The sequence below is a fragment of the Streptococcus halitosis genome (assembly GCF_027691175.1).
GTDB classification, from domain to species: domain Bacteria; phylum Bacillota; class Bacilli; order Lactobacillales; family Streptococcaceae; genus Streptococcus; species Streptococcus halitosis_A.
Window position 1 is genome coordinate 36,360 of sequence record NZ_JAQFBD010000002.1, and the last position, 17,489, is coordinate 53,848.

General features: G+C 41.9%; 17 protein-coding genes, 1 pseudogene and 1 other annotated feature. Of the genes and pseudogenes, 13 read left to right on the top strand and 5 right to left on the bottom strand.

Going from position 1 to position 17,489, the window contains the following annotated elements:
• Positions 1-146: 146 nt before the first annotated feature.
• The 10 genes from PG086_RS06785 to trpA all read left to right on the top strand — a co-directional run bounded on the left by PG086_RS06785 (position 147) and on the right by trpA (position 10,408).
• Positions 147-839, top strand: a complete 693-nt coding sequence (locus PG086_RS06785) for a sugar transferase (protein ID WP_270748291.1) — start codon at positions 147-149, stop codon at positions 837-839.
• Between the two features lie 42 nt (positions 840-881).
• A complete protein-coding gene (locus tag PG086_RS06790; RefSeq protein ID WP_268710916.1) occupies positions 882-2,111 on the top strand; it encodes a DegT/DnrJ/EryC1/StrS family aminotransferase in 1,230 nt (409 codons plus the stop codon).
• A gap of 332 nt (positions 2,112-2,443) precedes the next feature.
• Entirely contained in the window at positions 2,444-3,622 is a 1,179-nt protein-coding gene (trpB, locus tag PG086_RS06795; RefSeq protein WP_045592556.1) for a tryptophan synthase subunit beta, read from the top strand.
• Positions 3,613-3,844: a binding site (T-box leader), on the top strand. (Overlaps the previous gene by 10 nt.)
• A gap of 304 nt (positions 3,845-4,148) precedes the next feature.
• Complete coding sequence (gene trpE, locus PG086_RS06800) at positions 4,149-5,510, top strand: anthranilate synthase component I (protein WP_270748296.1); 1,362 nt, start codon at positions 4,149-4,151, stop codon at positions 5,508-5,510.
• The gene (locus PG086_RS06805; protein WP_268704910.1) at positions 5,507-6,073 is read left to right on the top strand and encodes an aminodeoxychorismate/anthranilate synthase component II; all 567 of its coding nucleotides are present in this window, start codon (positions 5,507-5,509) and stop codon (positions 6,071-6,073) included. The genes trpE and PG086_RS06805 overlap by 4 nt, the downstream gene beginning before the upstream one ends.
• 10 nt (positions 6,074-6,083) lie before the next feature.
• Positions 6,084-7,088, top strand: a complete 1,005-nt coding sequence (trpD, locus tag PG086_RS06810; protein ID WP_212576529.1) for an anthranilate phosphoribosyltransferase — start codon at positions 6,084-6,086, stop codon at positions 7,086-7,088.
• The gene (gene trpC / locus PG086_RS06815; protein ID WP_270748304.1) at positions 7,085-7,852 is read left to right on the top strand and encodes an indole-3-glycerol phosphate synthase TrpC; all 768 of its coding nucleotides are present in this window, start codon (positions 7,085-7,087) and stop codon (positions 7,850-7,852) included. The genes trpD and trpC overlap by 4 nt, the downstream gene beginning before the upstream one ends.
• Complete coding sequence (locus PG086_RS06820) at positions 7,839-8,438, top strand: phosphoribosylanthranilate isomerase (protein ID WP_270748305.1); 600 nt, start codon at positions 7,839-7,841, stop codon at positions 8,436-8,438. Before trpC ends, PG086_RS06820 begins: the two co-directional genes overlap by 14 nt.
• Positions 8,416-9,639, top strand: a complete 1,224-nt coding sequence (trpB, locus tag PG086_RS06825; RefSeq protein ID WP_045592546.1) for a tryptophan synthase subunit beta — start codon at positions 8,416-8,418, stop codon at positions 9,637-9,639. The genes PG086_RS06820 and trpB (PG086_RS06825) overlap by 23 nt, the downstream gene beginning before the upstream one ends.
• Entirely contained in the window at positions 9,632-10,408 is a 777-nt protein-coding gene (trpA, locus tag PG086_RS06830) for a tryptophan synthase subunit alpha (protein ID WP_270748307.1), read from the top strand. Before trpB (PG086_RS06825) ends, trpA begins: the two co-directional genes overlap by 8 nt.
• On the opposite strand, the gene PG086_RS06835 is transcribed toward trpA, so the two are convergent.
• Complete coding sequence (locus PG086_RS06835; RefSeq protein ID WP_270748309.1) at positions 10,380-11,039, bottom strand: prepilin peptidase; 660 nt, start codon at positions 11,037-11,039, stop codon at positions 10,380-10,382. The genes trpA and PG086_RS06835 overlap by 29 nt on opposite strands.
• A 69-nt stretch (positions 11,040-11,108) precedes the next feature.
• On the opposite strand from PG086_RS06835, the gene PG086_RS06840 reads away from it, so the two are divergent.
• The gene (locus tag PG086_RS06840) at positions 11,109-11,564 is read left to right on the top strand and encodes a GNAT family N-acetyltransferase (RefSeq protein ID WP_270748310.1); all 456 of its coding nucleotides are present in this window, start codon (positions 11,109-11,111) and stop codon (positions 11,562-11,564) included.
• A 155-nt stretch (positions 11,565-11,719) separates the two neighbouring features.
• Here the strand turns inward: PG086_RS06840 and PG086_RS06845 are convergent, their stop codons facing one another.
• The 4 genes and pseudogenes from PG086_RS06845 to PG086_RS06860 form a co-directional block, all read right to left on the bottom strand.
• Positions 11,720-12,598 (bottom strand): SDR family NAD(P)-dependent oxidoreductase, encoded by an 879-nt coding sequence (locus PG086_RS06845; RefSeq protein WP_033584329.1) that lies wholly within the window; start codon positions 12,596-12,598, stop codon positions 11,720-11,722.
• A gap of 50 nt (positions 12,599-12,648) precedes the next feature.
• Positions 12,649-12,843 (bottom strand): annotated as a pseudogene (locus tag PG086_RS06850) (alpha/beta fold hydrolase); the annotation flags it as partial.
• A gap of 13 nt (positions 12,844-12,856) precedes the next feature.
• Positions 12,857-13,861: an NADP-dependent oxidoreductase gene (locus tag PG086_RS06855; protein WP_033584333.1), complete on the bottom strand. Its 1,005-nt coding sequence runs from the start codon at positions 13,859-13,861 to the stop codon at positions 12,857-12,859.
• A 92-nt stretch (positions 13,862-13,953) separates the two neighbouring features.
• Positions 13,954-14,385 carry an Rrf2 family transcriptional regulator gene (locus PG086_RS06860; protein ID WP_033584335.1) on the bottom strand — a complete coding sequence of 144 codons (432 nt, stop codon included), beginning with the start codon at positions 14,383-14,385 and terminating at the stop codon, positions 13,954-13,956.
• Positions 14,386-15,042: 657 nt separating this feature from the next.
• Here PG086_RS06860 and PG086_RS06865 point away from each other — a divergent pair.
• Positions 15,043-16,332, top strand: coding sequence for a DUF308 domain-containing protein (locus PG086_RS06865; protein WP_270748312.1), 1,290 nt, complete (start codon positions 15,043-15,045; stop codon positions 16,330-16,332).
• Positions 16,333-16,341: 9 nt separating this feature from the next.
• Positions 16,342-17,430: an AI-2E family transporter gene (locus tag PG086_RS06870; protein ID WP_033584339.1), complete on the top strand. Its 1,089-nt coding sequence runs from the start codon at positions 16,342-16,344 to the stop codon at positions 17,428-17,430.
• Positions 17,431-17,489 lie beyond the last annotated feature (59 nt).

A 17,489-nucleotide genomic window follows, 5' to 3' on the forward strand; every position in this document is an offset into this window, starting at 1 on the left:
TCTGCAACCTCAAAGCTGTACTTTGATTTTCATTGAACATCAGAAGGAAATCCTTTAAATTACAGATTTCTTGCACCGCCTTTTCCATTTTGTGGTATAATGAAAAATGTTGACAAATAGTATAATAAAAACAAAGGAGAAACAGCATGCTGAAATGGGAAGACTTGCCCGTGGAAATGCAATCAAGCGAGGTTGAGTCCTACTACCAGCTTGTCTCTAAAAGGAAGGGTTCGCTGATTTTCAAGCGTTGCCTGGACTGGGTTCTGGCCCTGTTTTTGCTAGTTTTGACTTCTCCCATCTTTCTTATCTTGAGCATTTGGATCAAGTTGGATAGCAAGGGACCAGTCATTTACAAGCAAGAGCGCGTGACCCAGTACAACCGTCCGTTCAAGATTTGGAAGTTCCGTACTATGGTGACGGATGCGGATAAAAAAGGAAGTCTGGTGACTTCTGCTAACGACAGCCGCATTACCAAAGTGGGGAATTTCATCCGCCGTGTGCGTTTGGACGAACTACCTCAGCTAGTCAATGTCCTTAAAGGCGAGATGTCCTTTGTTGGGACACGACCTGAGGTGCCACGCTACACCGAGCAGTATAGCCCTGAAATGATGGCGACCTTGCTCTTGCCAGCAGGAATCACCTCTCTAGCCAGCATCAACTACAAGGATGAGGACACCATCATCAGTCAAATGACGGAGAAAGGTCTGTCAGTTGACCAGGCCTATGTCGAACATGTCCTTCCTGAAAAGATGCGCTATAATCTCGCCTATCTCCGAGAATTTAGTTTCCTTGGAGACATCAAAATCATGTTTCAAACCGTGTTTGAGGTACTAAAATAAAGTAGTCATGAGAAAATGAGTACAGATAAAAGGAGCAAATCAATGCCAAATTACAATATTCCATTTTCACCACCCGATATTACCGAAGCTGAAATCGCTGAAGTAGCGGATACCCTTCGTTCTGGTTGGATCACAACAGGTCCTAAGACAAAAGAACTGGAGCGTCGCTTGTCTCAATACACACAGACACCTAAGACTGTCTGCCTCAACTCTGCTACAGCCGCTCTTGAGTTGATTTTACGTGTTTTGGAAGTGGGACCAGGTGATGAAGTCATCGTTCCAGCTATGACCTATACAGCTTCATGTAGTGTCATCACACACGTAGGAGCAACACCTGTCATGGTGGATATCCAAGCAGATACGTTTGAGATGGACTATGACCTTCTTGAGCAAGCTATCACTGAGAAAACTAAGGTGATCATCCCAGTAGACCTTGCAGGGATTGTTTGCAACTATGACCGTTTGTTCCAAATTGTGGAGAAGAAACGCGATCTCTTTACTGCTTCAAGTAAGTGGCAAAAGGTCTTTAACCGTATTGTGCTTGTCTCTGATAGTGCCCATGCTTTGGGATCAACTTATAAAGGACACCCTGCGGGCTCTATCGCTGACTTTACTTCCTTCTCATTCCATGCCGTTAAAAACTTTACAACGGCTGAGGGAGGAAGTGCGACTTGGAAGGCCAATCCAGCGATTGACGACGAAGAAATGTACAAGGAATTCCAAATCCTTTCCCTTCATGGTCAGACTAAGGATGCTCTTGCTAAGATGCAATTGGGTTCATGGGAGTACGATATCGTAACACCAGCCTATAAGTGCAACATGACGGATATCATGGCTTCGATAGGTTTGGTACAATTGGATCGTTACCCTGGTTTGCTACAACGTCGTAAGGACATCGTGGATCGCTATAATCGTGGCTTTGCGGGTACTCGTATTCACCCACTGGCACACAAGACTGATACTGTCGAATCTTGTCGTCACCTCTACATCACCCATGTAGAAGGTGCTAGTCTAGAAGAGCGTAATCGTATTATCCAAGAATTGGCCAAAGCAGGAATTGCAAGTAATGTACACTACAAACCGCTTCCTCTCTTGACAGCTTATAAGAATCTTGGTTTTGATATGGCAGATTATCCAAGAGCCTATGCCTTCTTTGAAAATGAAATTACCCTTCCTCTTCATACAAAATTAAGTGATGAAGAAGTTGATTACATCGTTCAGACTTTGGTGAGAATTTCCGAAGAAATCCTCGGTTCTGGAAAAAAATCATAAAAAAATCTTGACAAGGATAGAACAATAACATATAATATTCTCAATAAATCAGAAAAGTAGTTATTTTTGATCTTCAGGGAGCCTGTGGTGATTGTGAACAGGTGGTTGGAAGTAGTGAAAGTGGGCTGATTTAAAAAATGAATTTGAAACAATGAAAATTCGGTGCGCACACCTTATAGTGCAACTTGTTGTTAGACAAGGCAGAGATGTAAAGGGGAATAGTCCCTTTATAATTGAGGTGGCACCGCGTTACCAACGCCCTCACATGGAAGTCGATTCTGTGTGTGGGCTTTTTTCATATCTTGAAATCAATACTGAAAGAGGAAAAATTTATGACAACTAAAGGTTATTTTGGACAATTTGGTGGTAGTTTTGTACCGGAGCCGATTCAGGCTTTGTTGGATGAGTTGGAAGTGACATTTGACAAATACAAGGATGATCCAGAATTTTTGGCAGAATTTCGCCATTACTTGAAGGATTATTCTGGTCGCGAAACACCACTCTATTTTGCGGAAAGTTTGACAGACCACCTAGGTGGAGCTAAGATTTATCTCAAGCGCGAAGATCTTAATCATCTGGGTTCTCACAAGCTCAACAATGTTCTAGGTCAAATCCTTCTTGCCAAACGTATGGGCAAAAAACGAGTGATCGCAGAAACAGGAGCTGGTCAGCACGGTGTTGCGACAGCAGCTGCTGCAGCCAAGTTTGGTATGGCCTGTGATGTCTACATGGGGGCAGAAGATGTGGAGCGTCAACGTCTCAATGTTTTCCGTATGGAGATGATGGGAGCGACCGTTCATGCAGTTGAAACGGGGACCCGAACTCTTAAGGATGCGGTTGATGCAGCCTTTGGAGCATGGATGAATGACCTTGAAGCTTTCTACGTTTTGGGATCTGCTGTAGGCCCTCATCCTTATCCTACCATTGTTCATGAATTCCAAAAGGTCATCAGTGAAGAATCTCGCCGTCAAATCTTGGAAAAAGAAGGCCGTTTACCAGACTACGTCATTGCCTGTGTAGGTGGTGGTTCCAATGCCATCGGTGCTTTTTCACAGTATGTGGCTGATGAAGAAGTCAAATTGGTTGGGGTCGAAGCTGCCGGTCATGGACTTGACACAGACAAGCACGCAGCCACTATGACAAAAGGTAGTGTCGGAATTGTCGACGGTATGAAGACTTATGCAGTCTTTAAGGAAGATGGAGAGCTAGCGCCAGTTTACTCTATCTCAGCTGGTTTGGACTATCCAGGAGTTGGCCCAGAACACGCCTACTTTAAAGATTCAGGTCGCGTGGAATACGTAGCAGCGACAGATGAAGAAGCTGTTCAAGCCTTGCTCCTTCTCAGCAAGACTGAAGGGATTATCCCAGCGATCGAAAGTTCGCACGCGATCGCAGAAGCGGTAAAACGTGCACCGAAACTAAGTAAAGATGAGATTATCATCATCAATGTCTCTGGTCGTGGAGACAAGGACGTAGCTGCGATTGCAGACTACCTAGAAGCTAAAAAATAATAGATGGAAAAATTATAGTTATTTCTTTCCCAGAGAGCTTGTGGTTGCTGGAAACAAGCAGAGAAAGCTGTAAGATTGGGTCCATCTGAAACGAGAGAAGAAAACATAATTCTCAAGGGAGTGCCCTTTATCGCACAGCCTGTTACAGGAGGTATCTGAGACAGGAATGAGAGATAGGAGAAATCCTATAATTGAGGTGGCACCGCGAATTTCGTCCTCACGCAAGTTATTTTGCGTGGGGATTTTTATATATTTATCGTAGATATGGTCACCAGTTTTAAACTATACTTCATCAATAGATAGATTTCTATAAAATATTGGTGAACGAAGTGAGCATTGAACCGCTATTTCCCGCCATAGTGGTATTCTAGAGAAGCAAAGATGCTTATCTAGAACGGAATTTTTGAGACCTAAGGCTCGAAAATTAGGGATGAAATTTCGGAGAAAGTTGCTCCCGTCCGCACTATTTAAGGGAAATAGAAAAAAGACAAAAAATTAAAAATAAGAAACTGAAAGGGAAATTACAATGGAACGAATCATTCATGGTGATGTCTTATCACCAATCTTGGCTTATATGCGCTTAAAAGGACAACACAAGGTGATCTTAGAAAGTATTCCGAGAGACAAGGAAACCGCTCGTTTTTCTATCCTAGCCTATAATCCAGTTTTTGAGATTCAGTTTGAAAATGGGGTTCTTTATCAAAATGGGCAAGTGATTGATCGTGATCCCCTGGATTTCCTTTATGAAGTGACTCATAAGAGCCAACACCATTCAGACCTCCCTTTTGGTGGGGGAGCCATTGGCTTTGTGGGTTACGATATGATTTCTCTTTATGAAGAAATTGGTCAAATCCCTGAGGATACCATTGGAACGCCGGACATGCATTTCTTTGTCTATGAGAGCTACATGGTCTTTGACCACAAGAAGGAAAAAATCCATGTCATCGAGGATGCTCTCTATAGTGAGCGTAGTCAAGAGGCCTTGAAAGGAGCCTTGAAGCAAGTGCTGGAGGAATTACGCATTCCTGCTTCAAATGAATTTGAAGACTTGGATCTATCTCCGTTAGACTTCAAACCCCATATCGCTCCTCAGAAGTTTGAGCAAATGGTGGAAACCGCTCGTGGCTTGATTCGTAATGGTGATATGTTCCAATGCGTGCTCAGTCAACGTTTCTCAGCAGAAGTTACTGGAAATCCATTTGACTTCTACAGAAATCTTCGCGTGACCAATCCATCTAATTACCTCTATTTCTATGACTTTGGTGATTATCAAATCATCGGTGCTAGTCCTGAAAGTTTGGTTTCTGTCAAAAATGGTATCGTGACAACCAATCCGATTGCCGGTACTCGACCAAGAGGAGCTACAGATGAAGGGGACAAGGCCTTGGCGACAGACCTGCTTTCTGATGAGAAGGAAACAGCAGAACATCGGATGTTAGTAGATTTGGGACGTAATGATATCGGTCGCATCTCTGAAACGGCAAGTGTTCAAGTCACCAAGTATATGGAAGTGGAGCTCTTCCGCTATGTTATGCATTTGACCAGTGTTGTGAAAGGGCGTTTGCTTCCCGAACTCACTGCCATGGATGCCTTGAAAGCCACACTGCCAGCTGGAACAGTTTCAGGAGCACCAAAGATTCGGGCCATGAGACGAATCTATGAACTGGAAACAGAAAAACGTGGCGTATACGCAGGAGCAATCGGCTACTTGTCTGCGACGGGAGATATGGATTTCGCCATTGCCATCCGAACTATGATTATCAAGAATCAAACAGCCTATGTGCAGGCTGGGGCAGGGATTGTCTATGATTCTATCGCCCAAAATGAATACCAAGAAACCATTAACAAGGCTAAATCTATGACTAGAATTGGAGAACTAAGACCATGATTTTATTGATTGATAACTATGATTCTTTTACCTATAACTTGGCGCAGTACATTGGGAATTTTGCGGAAGTACAGGTCTTGAGAAATGATGATCCTAAACTGTATGAAGAAGCTGAAAAAGCAGATGGTCTGGTCTTTTCTCCTGGTCCAGGTTGGCCAGTGGATGCCGGAAAGATGGAAGACATGATTCGTGACTTTGCAGGCAAGAAGCCGATTCTAGGGATTTGTTTGGGGCACCAAGCCATCGCAGAAGTCTTTGGTGGAAAGCTAGGTTTGGCTCCAAAAGTCATGCATGGGAAACAGAGCCATATCAACTTTGAAGCGCCATCTGTTCTCTATCAAGGCATTGAGGATGGTCGTCCAGTCATGCGTTATCACAGTATTTTAATTGAAGAAATGCCAGAAGGCTTTGTAGTGACAGCTCGTTCAACTGATGACCAAGCTATTATGGGAATTCAACACAAAAGCCTGCCGATTTATGGCTTCCAGTACCATCCAGAAAGTATCGGAACGCCAGATGGCTTGTCTTCTATTCGGAATTTTATCGAGAAGGTTGTAAAGTGAGGAAACTAGGATGAAAGAGATTATTGAAAAACTAGCAAAATTTGAACATTTATCAGGAGTGGAAATGACGGATGTCATCGAGCGTATCGTGACTGGACGTGTAACCGAAGCGCAGATTGCTTCTCTTCTTTTAGCCCTTAAGATGAAGGGGGAAACACCTGAAGAGCGCACAGCCATTGCACAAGTCATGAGAGGACATGCCCAACACATTCCAACTGAGATACATGATGCCATGGACAACTGTGGTACTGGTGGAGACAAGTCCTTCAGCTTTAACATTTCGACAACTGCAGCCTTTGTCTTGGCTGGTGGTGGCATTCATATGGCCAAGCACGGTAACCGCTCGATTTCTTCTAAATCGGGTTCTGCAGATGTCCTTCAAGCCTTGGGCATCAATCTTGACCTCAAACCAGCTGAACTAGGTAAGGTCTTTGATAAAACTGGCATCGTCTTTCTCTTTGCTAAAAATATGCACCCAGCTATGAAATACATCATGCCAGCACGTTTGGAATTGGGAATTCCAACAATCATGAACTTGACTGGTCCACTGATTCACCCAATGGCCTTGGAAACACAGTTGCTTGGCATTAGTCGTCCAGAACTGCTAGAAAGTACCGCTCAGGTTTTGAAAAATATGGGCCGCAAACGTGCCATCGTGGTTGCTGGACCAGAAGGGCTAGATGAAGCTGGCTTGAACGGAACAACCAAGATTGCTCTTCTTGAAAATGGCGAAATCACCTTGTCAAGCTTCACTCCAGAGGATTTGGGGATGGAACGCTACGCTATCGAAGACATTCGAGGAGGAAATGCTCAGGAAAATGCAGAAATCTTGCTTAGCGTTCTTCAAAACGAACCAAGTCCATTCTTGGAAACGACAATCTTGAATGCTGGTCTTGGTTTCTATGCTAATGGTAAGGTTGATAGTATCAAGGAAGGAGTTGCCTTGGCCCGTCAAGTGATTGCTAGTGGCCAGGCCCTTGAAAAACTCAGACTGTTACAGGAGTACCAAAAATGAGTCAGGAATTTTTAGCACGAATCTTAGAGCAGAAGGCGCGTGAAGTCGAGCAAATGGAGCTGGAGGAAGTCCAGCCCTTGCGCAAGACCTATCGCTTAGCTGACTATTTAAAAAAACATCAAGACCGTTTGCAGGTAATCGCTGAGGTCAAGAAGGCTAGCCCTAGTCTGGGAGATATCAATCTCGATGTGGATATTGTGCAACAGGCCCAGACTTATGAAGCAAATGGAGCAGTGATGATTTCAGTTTTGACAGATGAGGTTTTCTTTAAAGGACATTTGGATTATTTGCGTGAGATTTCCAGTCAGGTAGGAATTCCGACGCTGAACAAGGACTTTATCATCGATGAAAAGCAAATCATCCGTGCTCGCAATGCCGGTGCAACAGTTATCCTGCTCATCGTGGCTGCCTTGTCAGAAGAACGCCTCAAGGAACTTTACGACTACGCGACAGAGTTAGGTCTGGAAGTCTTGGTGGAAACTCACAATCTAGCTGAACTAGAGGTAGCTCAGAGACTTGGTGCCCAGATTATTGGGGTCAATAATCGCAACTTGACCACCTTTGAAGTTGACTTGCAGACCAGTGTAGATTTGGCTAAACATTTCAAAGATGATTTCTTGTACATTTCTGAATCTGCTATTTTCACAGGGCAGGATGCGGAACGAGTAGCGCCATACTTTAACGGAATTTTAGTTGGGACAGCTCTCATGCAGGCAGAAGATGTAGCCCAGAGAATCAAGGAGTTGCAGATTGACAAAGGTTAAAATTTGCGGATTATCTACTAAAGAAGCGGTGGAAACAGCCGTATCAGCAGGAGCAGACTACATCGGTTTTGTCTTTGCACCTAGTAAAAGACAGGTGACCTTGGATCAGGCTGCTGAGTTGGCAAAGCTTATTCCTGCAGATGTCAAAAAGGTTGGTGTATTTGTTTCACCAAGTCGGGCTCAACTGCTAGAAGCGATTGACAAAGTTGGCTTGGACTTGGTACAAGTTCATGGTCAGGTAGCAGATGGTTTGTTTGAGGATTTGCCTTGTGCCAGCATTCAGGCTGTTCAAGTCGATGGAGAGGGTCATGTACCCAATTCTCAGGCAGACTATCTACTCTTTGATGCCCCTGTAGCAGGGAGTGGCCAGACCTTTGATTGGGGTCAACTGGATACGACAGGACTAGCGCAGCCCTTCTTTATCGCAGGTGGCCTTAATGAAGACAATGTAGTACAAGCAATTCAACACTTTACTCCCTATGCAGTAGATGTATCAAGCGGAGTGGAGACAGATGGACAAAAGGATCATGAAAAGATTAGAAGATTTATAGAGAGGGTAAAGCATGGCATATCAAGAACCAAATAAAGATGGATTTTACGGAAAATTCGGCGGACGTTTCGTCCCAGAAACATTGATGACAGCAGTTTTGGAGTTGGAAAAAGCCTACCGTGAAAGTCAGGCAGACCCCAGTTTCCAAGAGGAATTAAACCAACTCTTGCGCCAGTATGTAGGTCGTGAAACGCCTCTTTACTACGCAAAAAACTTGACCCAACATATCGGCGGAGCCAAGATTTACCTCAAACGGGAAGACCTTAACCATACAGGGGCCCACAAGATTAACAATGCCTTGGGACAAGTTTTGCTTGCTAAACGCATGGGTAAAAAGAAAATTATCGCAGAAACAGGTGCTGGTCAGCACGGTGTAGCAACTGCAACAGCTGCGGCACTCTTCAACATGGAATGTACCATCTATATGGGTGAAGAGGATGTTAAACGTCAAGCCCTTAATGTGTTCCGAATGGAGCTTTTGGGAGCTAAGGTTGAGGCCGTGACAGATGGTTCGCGCGTGCTTAAGGATGCGGTCAATGCAGCCCTTCGTTCATGGGTGACAAATATCGATGATACCCACTATATCCTTGGTTCTGCCTTGGGGCCTCATCCTTTCCCAGAAATTGTTCGTGACTTCCAAAGTGTCATCGGGCGAGAGGCTAAACAACAGTACCGTGACTTGACCGGCCAAGATTTACCAGATGCCCTAGTAGCTTGTGTTGGTGGTGGTTCTAATGCTATCGGACTCTTCCATCCCTTTGTAGAAGATGAGTCAGTAGCCATGTATGGTGCTGAAGCAGCTGGACTTGGTGTAGATACAGAGCATCACGCAGCGACCTTGACCAAGGGACGTCCAGGTGTTCTCCATGGTTCTCTTATGGATGTGCTCCAAGATGCGCATGGTCAAATTCTTGAAGCCTTCTCTATCTCAGCAGGTTTGGACTATCCTGGTATCGGTCCAGAACATTCTCACTACCACGATATTAAACGTGCCAGCTATGTTCCTGTGACAGACGATGAAGCCTTGGAAGGATTCCAACTCTTGTCTCGTGTGGAAGGGATTATCCCAGCCTTGGAATCTAGCCATGCCATCGCTTTTGCAGTGAAATTGGCCAAAGAACTTGGACCAGACAAATCCATGATAGTCTGTCTATCAGGTCGTGGAGATAAGGATGTGGTTCAAGTCAAAGACCGCTTGGAAGCAGATGCAGCAAAGAAGGGAGAAGCGCATGCCTAAGACTTTAACAGAAAAATTGAATGCTATAAAAGCAGCTGGAAAAGGAATTTTCGTTCCCTATATCATGGCTGGAGACCACGAGAAAGGTTTGGATGGACTAGGAGAAACAATACACTTTTTAGAAGATTTGGGTGTTTCTGCTATTGAAGTGGGCATTCCCTTTTCAGACCCAGTTGCAGATGGACCTGTTATAGAAGAAGCTGGCCTGCGCAGTTTAGCCCATGGGACTTCTACCCAGACTTTGGTTGAAACCTTGAAAACCATTGAAACAGAGATTCCGCTGGTCATTATGACCTACTTTAACCCCCTCTTTCAGTACGGTGTGGAGAACTTTGTTAAAGATTTGGCGGATACAGCTGTGAAGGGCTTGATTATCCCAGACCTGCCTCATGAACATGCTAACTTTGTAGAACCATTTTTGGCAGACACAGATATGGCTTTAATTCCCCTAGTTAGTTTGACGACAGGAATTGAGCGCCAGAAAGAGTTGATTGATGGGGCAGAAGGATTCGTCTATGCAGTTGCCATCAATGGGGTGACAGGGAAATCTGGCAATTACCGTGCAGACTTGGACAAGCACTTGGCACAATTGCATCAAGTAGCAGACATCCCAGTCTTGACAGGTTTTGGCGTATCTAGTCAAGCCGATGTAGAACGCTTCAATGCGGTGTCAGATGGCGTTATCGTTGGTTCGAAAATTGTAAAAGCCCTCCATCAAGGAGAGCCGATTCAGGAATTTATCAAACAAGCAGTAGCTTACCAAAAATAACCAAACAAGCAGCAAGTAAGAGGAAAGGCACAAAAGGAAGTCTTTCCTTTTTCTTTTTCGAAAGAAAGGCTAGAATGCCCGTCGCAGAAGCGAACTGAATCAAGATGAGTAATTCGGTCACGCTAAAGACGAGCGAACAAGAAGCCAGAAAGAGAAAATCCCCTGCGCCCATGCGGATATCGATAAAATGAGCCAACATTCCAAGGATAAGGAAGAAGACCATAACCAGATTCCAACCAGAGCAAGCCATGAGGATTAGGTGGAAAGTTAGCCAAACCATTAAGGGATATTCCTGATGGCGAAAGTCGTAGATGCCCAAGGTTGAGCCAGCAGTGATGAGGATGATTTGACCCAAGGAAAGTAATCCCCAATAGTAAAGCAGAAAAATGAGCCCTAAGACTAATTCAAAGAGGGCATACCAGACTGGATAAGTAGCCTTGCAGTAACGACAGCGAAAGCGATTGAAGACCTGCGAGAGAATTGGAATCAAATCTAAGGGACGCAAGCGAGTCTGACAGGAATCGCAGTGACTAGCAGGTTGGATAATGGATTGCTCAGGAAAACGGTCGATGAGCAAACCAAGAAAGGAAGCGAGAATGCTCCCGACAAGAAAAAAATAAATATCAATCATACTTATCTATTCGTAAAAAATAGTAGAAGTAGTATAATAAAGAAACATAGACAAGATAGTGAGGTCAAGATGACAATTCGTTTTGAAGAAAAGATGAGCACAGAAAACGCTCAGCTCGTATGCCAATGGTCCAACTCCCTTGGAAAATCCTTTCAAGAACAATGGATGGGACCAATGATTCCTTTCCCCTTGACAATTCAAGTCTTTCAAGACTTGGAAGGAATCTTTTCAATCTTTGAAGGACAAGAGTTTGTGGGGCTTATCCAGAAAATCAGGCTAGAAGACAGGAATCTTCATATCGGGAGATTTTTTATCAACCCTCAGAAGCAGGGGCAAGGCTTAGGTAGCCAGGCTTTAAGGAAATTTGTTAGTTTAGCATTTGAAAATAGAGATATAGACAGTATCTCTCTAAATGTCTTCGAGGCAAATCAAGTAGCCAAGCACCTCTATCAAAAAGAAGGATTTGAAATCGTTCAAATGGTTGAAACACCTATACGAAAATACATCATGAAAAAGGGGAGATAGAAGCAAAAAAGTGGCTAGGAAAAGTCTTTGAAATCTGAAAAACGCACAGTATCCAGTTTGAACAACCTTGATATTATGCGTTTTATTGTGGGAAGATTTACTTCGTTTTCTCCTGAAATTGAGTTCCTGTCCAGTCTTCCTCTTGTATTAAATTTTTAATCAAACTCAACATATTTCTGTTTAAATAACTTAATTTTATCATTACAGTAATTGGTTAAATCTTGAGCTTTTTCAAGTGTATACCCTTTTTCAGAAACTGTTTTGACAGTTTTATCATCAAAATAGTAGCCAGTCAAACCAATGATTTCTTCTGATAATGTAAGATAGTAGCCTGTTTCAATTCCCTCGTCTAGATTTTTGGAAAATGACTTCATCAAGCGTCCGAAGAGAGACTTTTTCGTCTTTTCATCACTGGAATAATTCCCTAAGTTTGTTGAAATTAAGCCAGGATGGTAAGAATTGATGGTGATATTTGAACCTCTTAAAAAGAAATCCCTTGCTAGATAGCGTGTCATCCAAATAGTGTAAAGTTTGGAATTATTGTAGGCCAAACCAGGATTGTAGTTCGTCTCAAATCCAAAGTCTAAATCCTTAACCTTAGCAAAATGATGCATATAGGAAGAAGTATTAATGACACGGCCGTCAGACGCTTTTTCTAACAAGGGACCTAGCTTAGTTGTTAAAATATAGGGAACCAGAACAGATAACATAAAGGTCAACTCGACATTTTCAGCACTCGCTTTTCGTTCTTTTCCAGCATAAAGGCCTGCATTGTTAAACAAGACATCAATACTTTGAAATTCTCTCTTGATTTCCTCTACAAATCGATAAACATCATCTAATTTTGAAAAATCTGCAAGGTAGCTAGAAACTCTGCCTCTCAAGGAAACGGTCCTAACCTCTTGAAGCGCCAGCTCAAGTTTTTGAGGATTTCGACCATGGAGGATGACATGATGCCCTTCACTAGCCAATTTCTTTGCCAAATGTTTACCGATACCGTCAGTAGCACCTGTAATCAGAATAGTTTTGACCATCTTAGTCCTCCAAGAAAGCAATGACTTTTTTTGAAAACTCCTCTGCATATTGGAAGATCGACTACAATGACATGGTGCTTTTCAGCAATCAAGTCTAAGAGTTTAGGATCCCAGTTATCGAGAGTTGCTGCCAAATGGACCAGCATCAGAAGAGGTAGTTTTGATTTGCCTTTACTAAGTTCGCGATAAGCGATTTTGTTCCCGTCGACCGTGATGTATTGATTTTTAGTTGTAAGATATGACATTGTGTTTTCCTTTTTATTTCTTAAAGCTGAGGACTGTTTTACCACGAGAGCGACCATTAGCGACTTTGTCTAAGGCGCTATTTACCTCTTCAAAGGGATAAACTGTATCGATAGATGGTTTGATTTCTAATTTACTAAAGAGGTCAGCTACCTCTTGTAATTGAGCGCCATTGCTTTCTACAAAGATAAAATGGTAGTGGACACCATATTTTTCCGCCATCTTATCAAATTTGCGACCTGCCAAGCCAAGAATCATCTGTTTCCATTTTGGTAGGTTCATGCGTTTGGCAAAGGCAGCGTTTGGCATGGCACGAAGTGAAACAAGATGACCACCTTTTTTCATGATAGACATTTGTTTTTCAGTTTCAGCTCCACCGAGAGTATCGAGGACATAATCCACCTGGCTAACAGTTTTTGTATAATCCTCTGTTTTGTAATCGATAAATCTATCTGCTCCTAGTTTCAAGACACGCTCTGCACTATCTCCAGAACCGTTGGTAATGACTTTCAAACCTTTTGCTTTGGCAATCGGAATGGCCATTCCACCAACTCCTCCAGTCCCACCAGAAATAAAGATCGTTTTCCCAGCTTGAGCGCCCATGAGGTCAAGAGCCTGCATAATGGTCAAGGCAGTAAGAGGAACAGCAGCAGCTTCCTCGTCTGATAGATAGTCTGGAACTTTGGCTAAGGCTTGGCTATCGACAGCTACGTATTCTGCAAAGGCGCCGATATGATCAAGTGGCAGACGTCCAAAGACACGATCTCCTACCTGAAAGTTGTTAACTTTCTTGCCAATGCTTTCAACGATTCCAACCACTTCGTTACCTGCAGTTTGAGGAAGTTTGTATGGAACAATCATCTTAACCTCACCACGAGAGATCATATTATCGAGAGGATTAACGCCGGCTGCGGTGACTTTAACTAAAACTTCTTTGTCTGTAATACTTGGTTTAGCGATTTCTGTGATGTTCAGTGTGATATTGTTTTTGTTATAAGTAGTGTGTTGTGCAACTTTCATGTGTTTTCTCTTTTCTTTTTTAATATAATTCAATAGACTTGTATTTGATACAAGTTCATGTTGTCTCCAGTAAAAACTGACTTGCTATCAAATCAGTTTCGGACTTGTTTGGCTTGTTTATATAGATTGTCAATGACATCTTCTAAAGTTTGATTTGCTAATTCCTTCTCTAATTGAGATTCGGCACTAGCGAAAAGCGGTGAAACTGCTCCTTGGATATGTTTTCCAACAGGGCAATCAGGATTGCTATTTTGATGAACAGGGAATAAACTAATGTGATTGATTTCTTGAGTAGCATAGTAGATCTCTAGTAAAGTCATTTTCTTTGGAGACTTACTGAGTTGATAACCTGTTTTTCCTTGCTGGGAATGAATCAAATCTGCATTTTTCAATAAGGCAATCACCTTTCGAATGTAACTAGCGTTGGTCCCGACGCTCTCAGCCAGTGCTTGTGAACTTAAGGTATCCTTGCTTTCACTAATCATGGTTAGGATGTGCAAGGCTACTGAAAATTTCGTATCCATATAAACTCCTTTAGATAACTTGTATCTGATACAAGAACAAGTATAGCACAAATAAAAAGAAAAGCAAGACTTTTGTTTTAAATTAAAAAAAATTTTTTGAAGAGTGTCATCAGATTAGAGATGTTTGGTAAGAAAGTTCATAATCAAATGGGAGGATAAACTTGTTTTAAAGAAACAGAATCTCCCCTCTCTGCTTGATTAAACATATCTTAGTTTGTGCCTAGTAAACTTTGTTTCATAATCTAATTATATGTTATTTCATTCCGTTTTTTTGTTCTTTTCAAAGCGTTATGAGGACTTGAAACTTATTTTATAATTTTTAATTAGTAAAATGTTGAATTATAGTGAGTATTGTGTCACAATAGATAGTATATAAATCATTAATAGAATAGAAATAATACTTTCTTACCTTTACAAGTAGTATTGGTTACACATTTTTTCGTCTCAATTGTACTTATCTCTCAAGTTTAGTTAATTTTTATTAGCTTTGTTTTCGAATCAATAAAACAAATTTTAGAAGTGCATAAGACAAGATGGTGACATTACTACAGTCATTTCTAGTCACCATATGTTGCTGGCACAGGCTGTTTGTAGTGTTGGCTATTTACTAGTCAGTTTAATCGGAGTGTTTAATTTTTATTGTTGAAAGGTTTTTATATGGCGAAAATTCTATCTTTAGGTCTGACAGGTAGGAAATTACTTGCTCAGGGTTTCTTATTTGTTCTGCTAGGTCTTATCTTGATGGTTACGGGGACTTGGTTGCCAGTAACGGTTATTCGACTGGTTCTGTTTTTAGCTTGGATAGCAACGGTCTTAGATTTAGTATTACGTATTTTCAAAAAAAGTCAGTCAACGGACACCTTGGGAGTTGCACTGGTTAAATTGTTAGTGCTGGGATATTTGCTAGGCTCGAATCTTGCGACGGATGTGCCGATTTATATTTTGGCTCTTGTGATTGGAGTTTATCAGATTTTTCATGCTACTATCAACCTTGTCACCTATGTTCTCTACCGCAAAAACAAAATTCGACCTCGTTTTCGTCTCTTACTAGATGGACTCGTACTAGTTTTTCTTGGTGGGACTAGTCTTTTGTCCTCTACAGGAAATTCTGTCTTTCAACTCTTTGTATTAGGGGCTTATTTTTTCCTTTATGGTGTGTCCAATATCCGTGACGGTTTCTTGTTTGAGGAGGAAATTGGGAAAAACCATCTCAAACGTCGTGTAAGAATTAGCTTACCTATTGTCCTAGCCGCTCTCATCCCTGCAAGTACTTTAGCAAAAATCAATAAATTCATGCAGGAAAATGCTGATGAGAGAGAGGATATCCATCTTGGAATGGTGAAGTCTGGTAAGACAGCGGAGCTTGAAATTTTTATTCATACAGCTGAGACCTCTCTGTTTTCGGCAATTGGTCATGTGGATATCTGCTATCAAGGCCGTGTTATTTCTTATGGCAACTATGATCCGTCTTCTGAGACCTTATTTGGCATGGTAGGAGATGGTGTCTTATATTTCTGTGATCGTGACAAGTACATTGACCTATGTAAACGCGAGAGTCAAAAAACGCTTTTTGGTTATGGGATAGATTTGACGCCTGAAATGGAAAAAGCAGTTCAGAAAAAGTTGGCTGAATTGAAACAACTGACGATTCCATGGGAGCCAAGTGCAGATAAAATCATGACAGGTGATGGTAAGGAAGACTACATCTACGCTTATAAAATCAGACATGAGACAGATGGGGAACTTTATAAATTTATCAAATCTAAGTTTAAATCCTACTTTGTCTTATCTACAAACTGTGTGCTCTTGGCTGATACCATAGTCGGTCAGGCTGGCACCGATATCCTCTCACCCAAAGGATTTATCGCTCCAGGAACTTACCAAGCCTACCTTGACCGAGAGTTTGAAAAACCAAATAGTATAGTCGTATCTAAACATGTTTATTAAGGAGAATTTATGAACTTAGTTAAAAAATATACCCCGTTAATCCTTTTTATAGGGCTGGTTGCTCTTGTAATTCTGAATGCATCGAGCTTTATATCAGGAGCAATCTCTCTTTTTGATGTAACATCAACCTTGATTTATGGTGCTGTTATTGCTTTTGTGCTTAATGTTCCTATGAAAAAAATTGAACAGTACTTAGTTAAATTGAAGGTAAAGGCAGAGTTGCGTCGTCCGATTGCCATGGTACTTGTTTTCCTAGCTCTTATCTTAATCGTGATTGCTCTTTTGGTTTTGGTGCTGCCAACCCTAGCTCAGACTATTAGTCAGCTGGGAACAGTCCTTTCAACAGTCCTTACTCAACTTGGGAAATTGCTAGGCAGCTCGGAATTTGTAACCAAAGACATGTTGTCAACTATCGTATCAGGCATACAGGGACAATCTAGTTCTATTAGCCAAGCTTTGATAGGTTTTTTATCAGGTCTGACTAGTAATATCGGCAATATTTTTTCAAGTTTGATGAATGCCTTTTTGATTATAGTCTTCACCTTTTTATTTTTATCCAGTAAGGAACATTTGGCAGCGATGACGAGTCGACTTCTAAAAGTTTTTCTTCCAGAGAAGGTGGTGATAAAGTTGACTTACATTGGACAAGTAGCACTAGAGACTTATGACCAATTTTTGATGAGTCAGCTGATTGAAGCAGTTATCATAGGAGTTATGATAGCGGTTGGTTACAGCATGTTTGGGATACCCTATGGAGTAATGACAGGTATCTTTGCAGGAGTGCTATCGTTCATTCCTTATGTAGGGCCTATGATTGCTTGTGTTGTGGGAGCGATTTTTATCTTCACAGTGAGTCCTACTCAAGCCTTACTTTCTCTTCTTCTATATCAAGTTATACAGCTGATTGAAGGAAACCTTATTTATCCTAGAGTTGTAGGTCAGTCTATTGGTTTGCCAGCTATTTTCACGCTTGCGGCTGCTAGTATTGGAGGCAATCTCTTTGGCTTACTTGGGATGATATTCTTTACACCGATATTTGCTGTTATCTATCGATTGGTTAAGGAATTTGTCGTTGCAAAGGAAAATCAGCTAGATTAAGAAAAACTAAATTTAATAAGATATACTGAGAAGAGAGTGAGAGATTCTCTTCTCTTTTA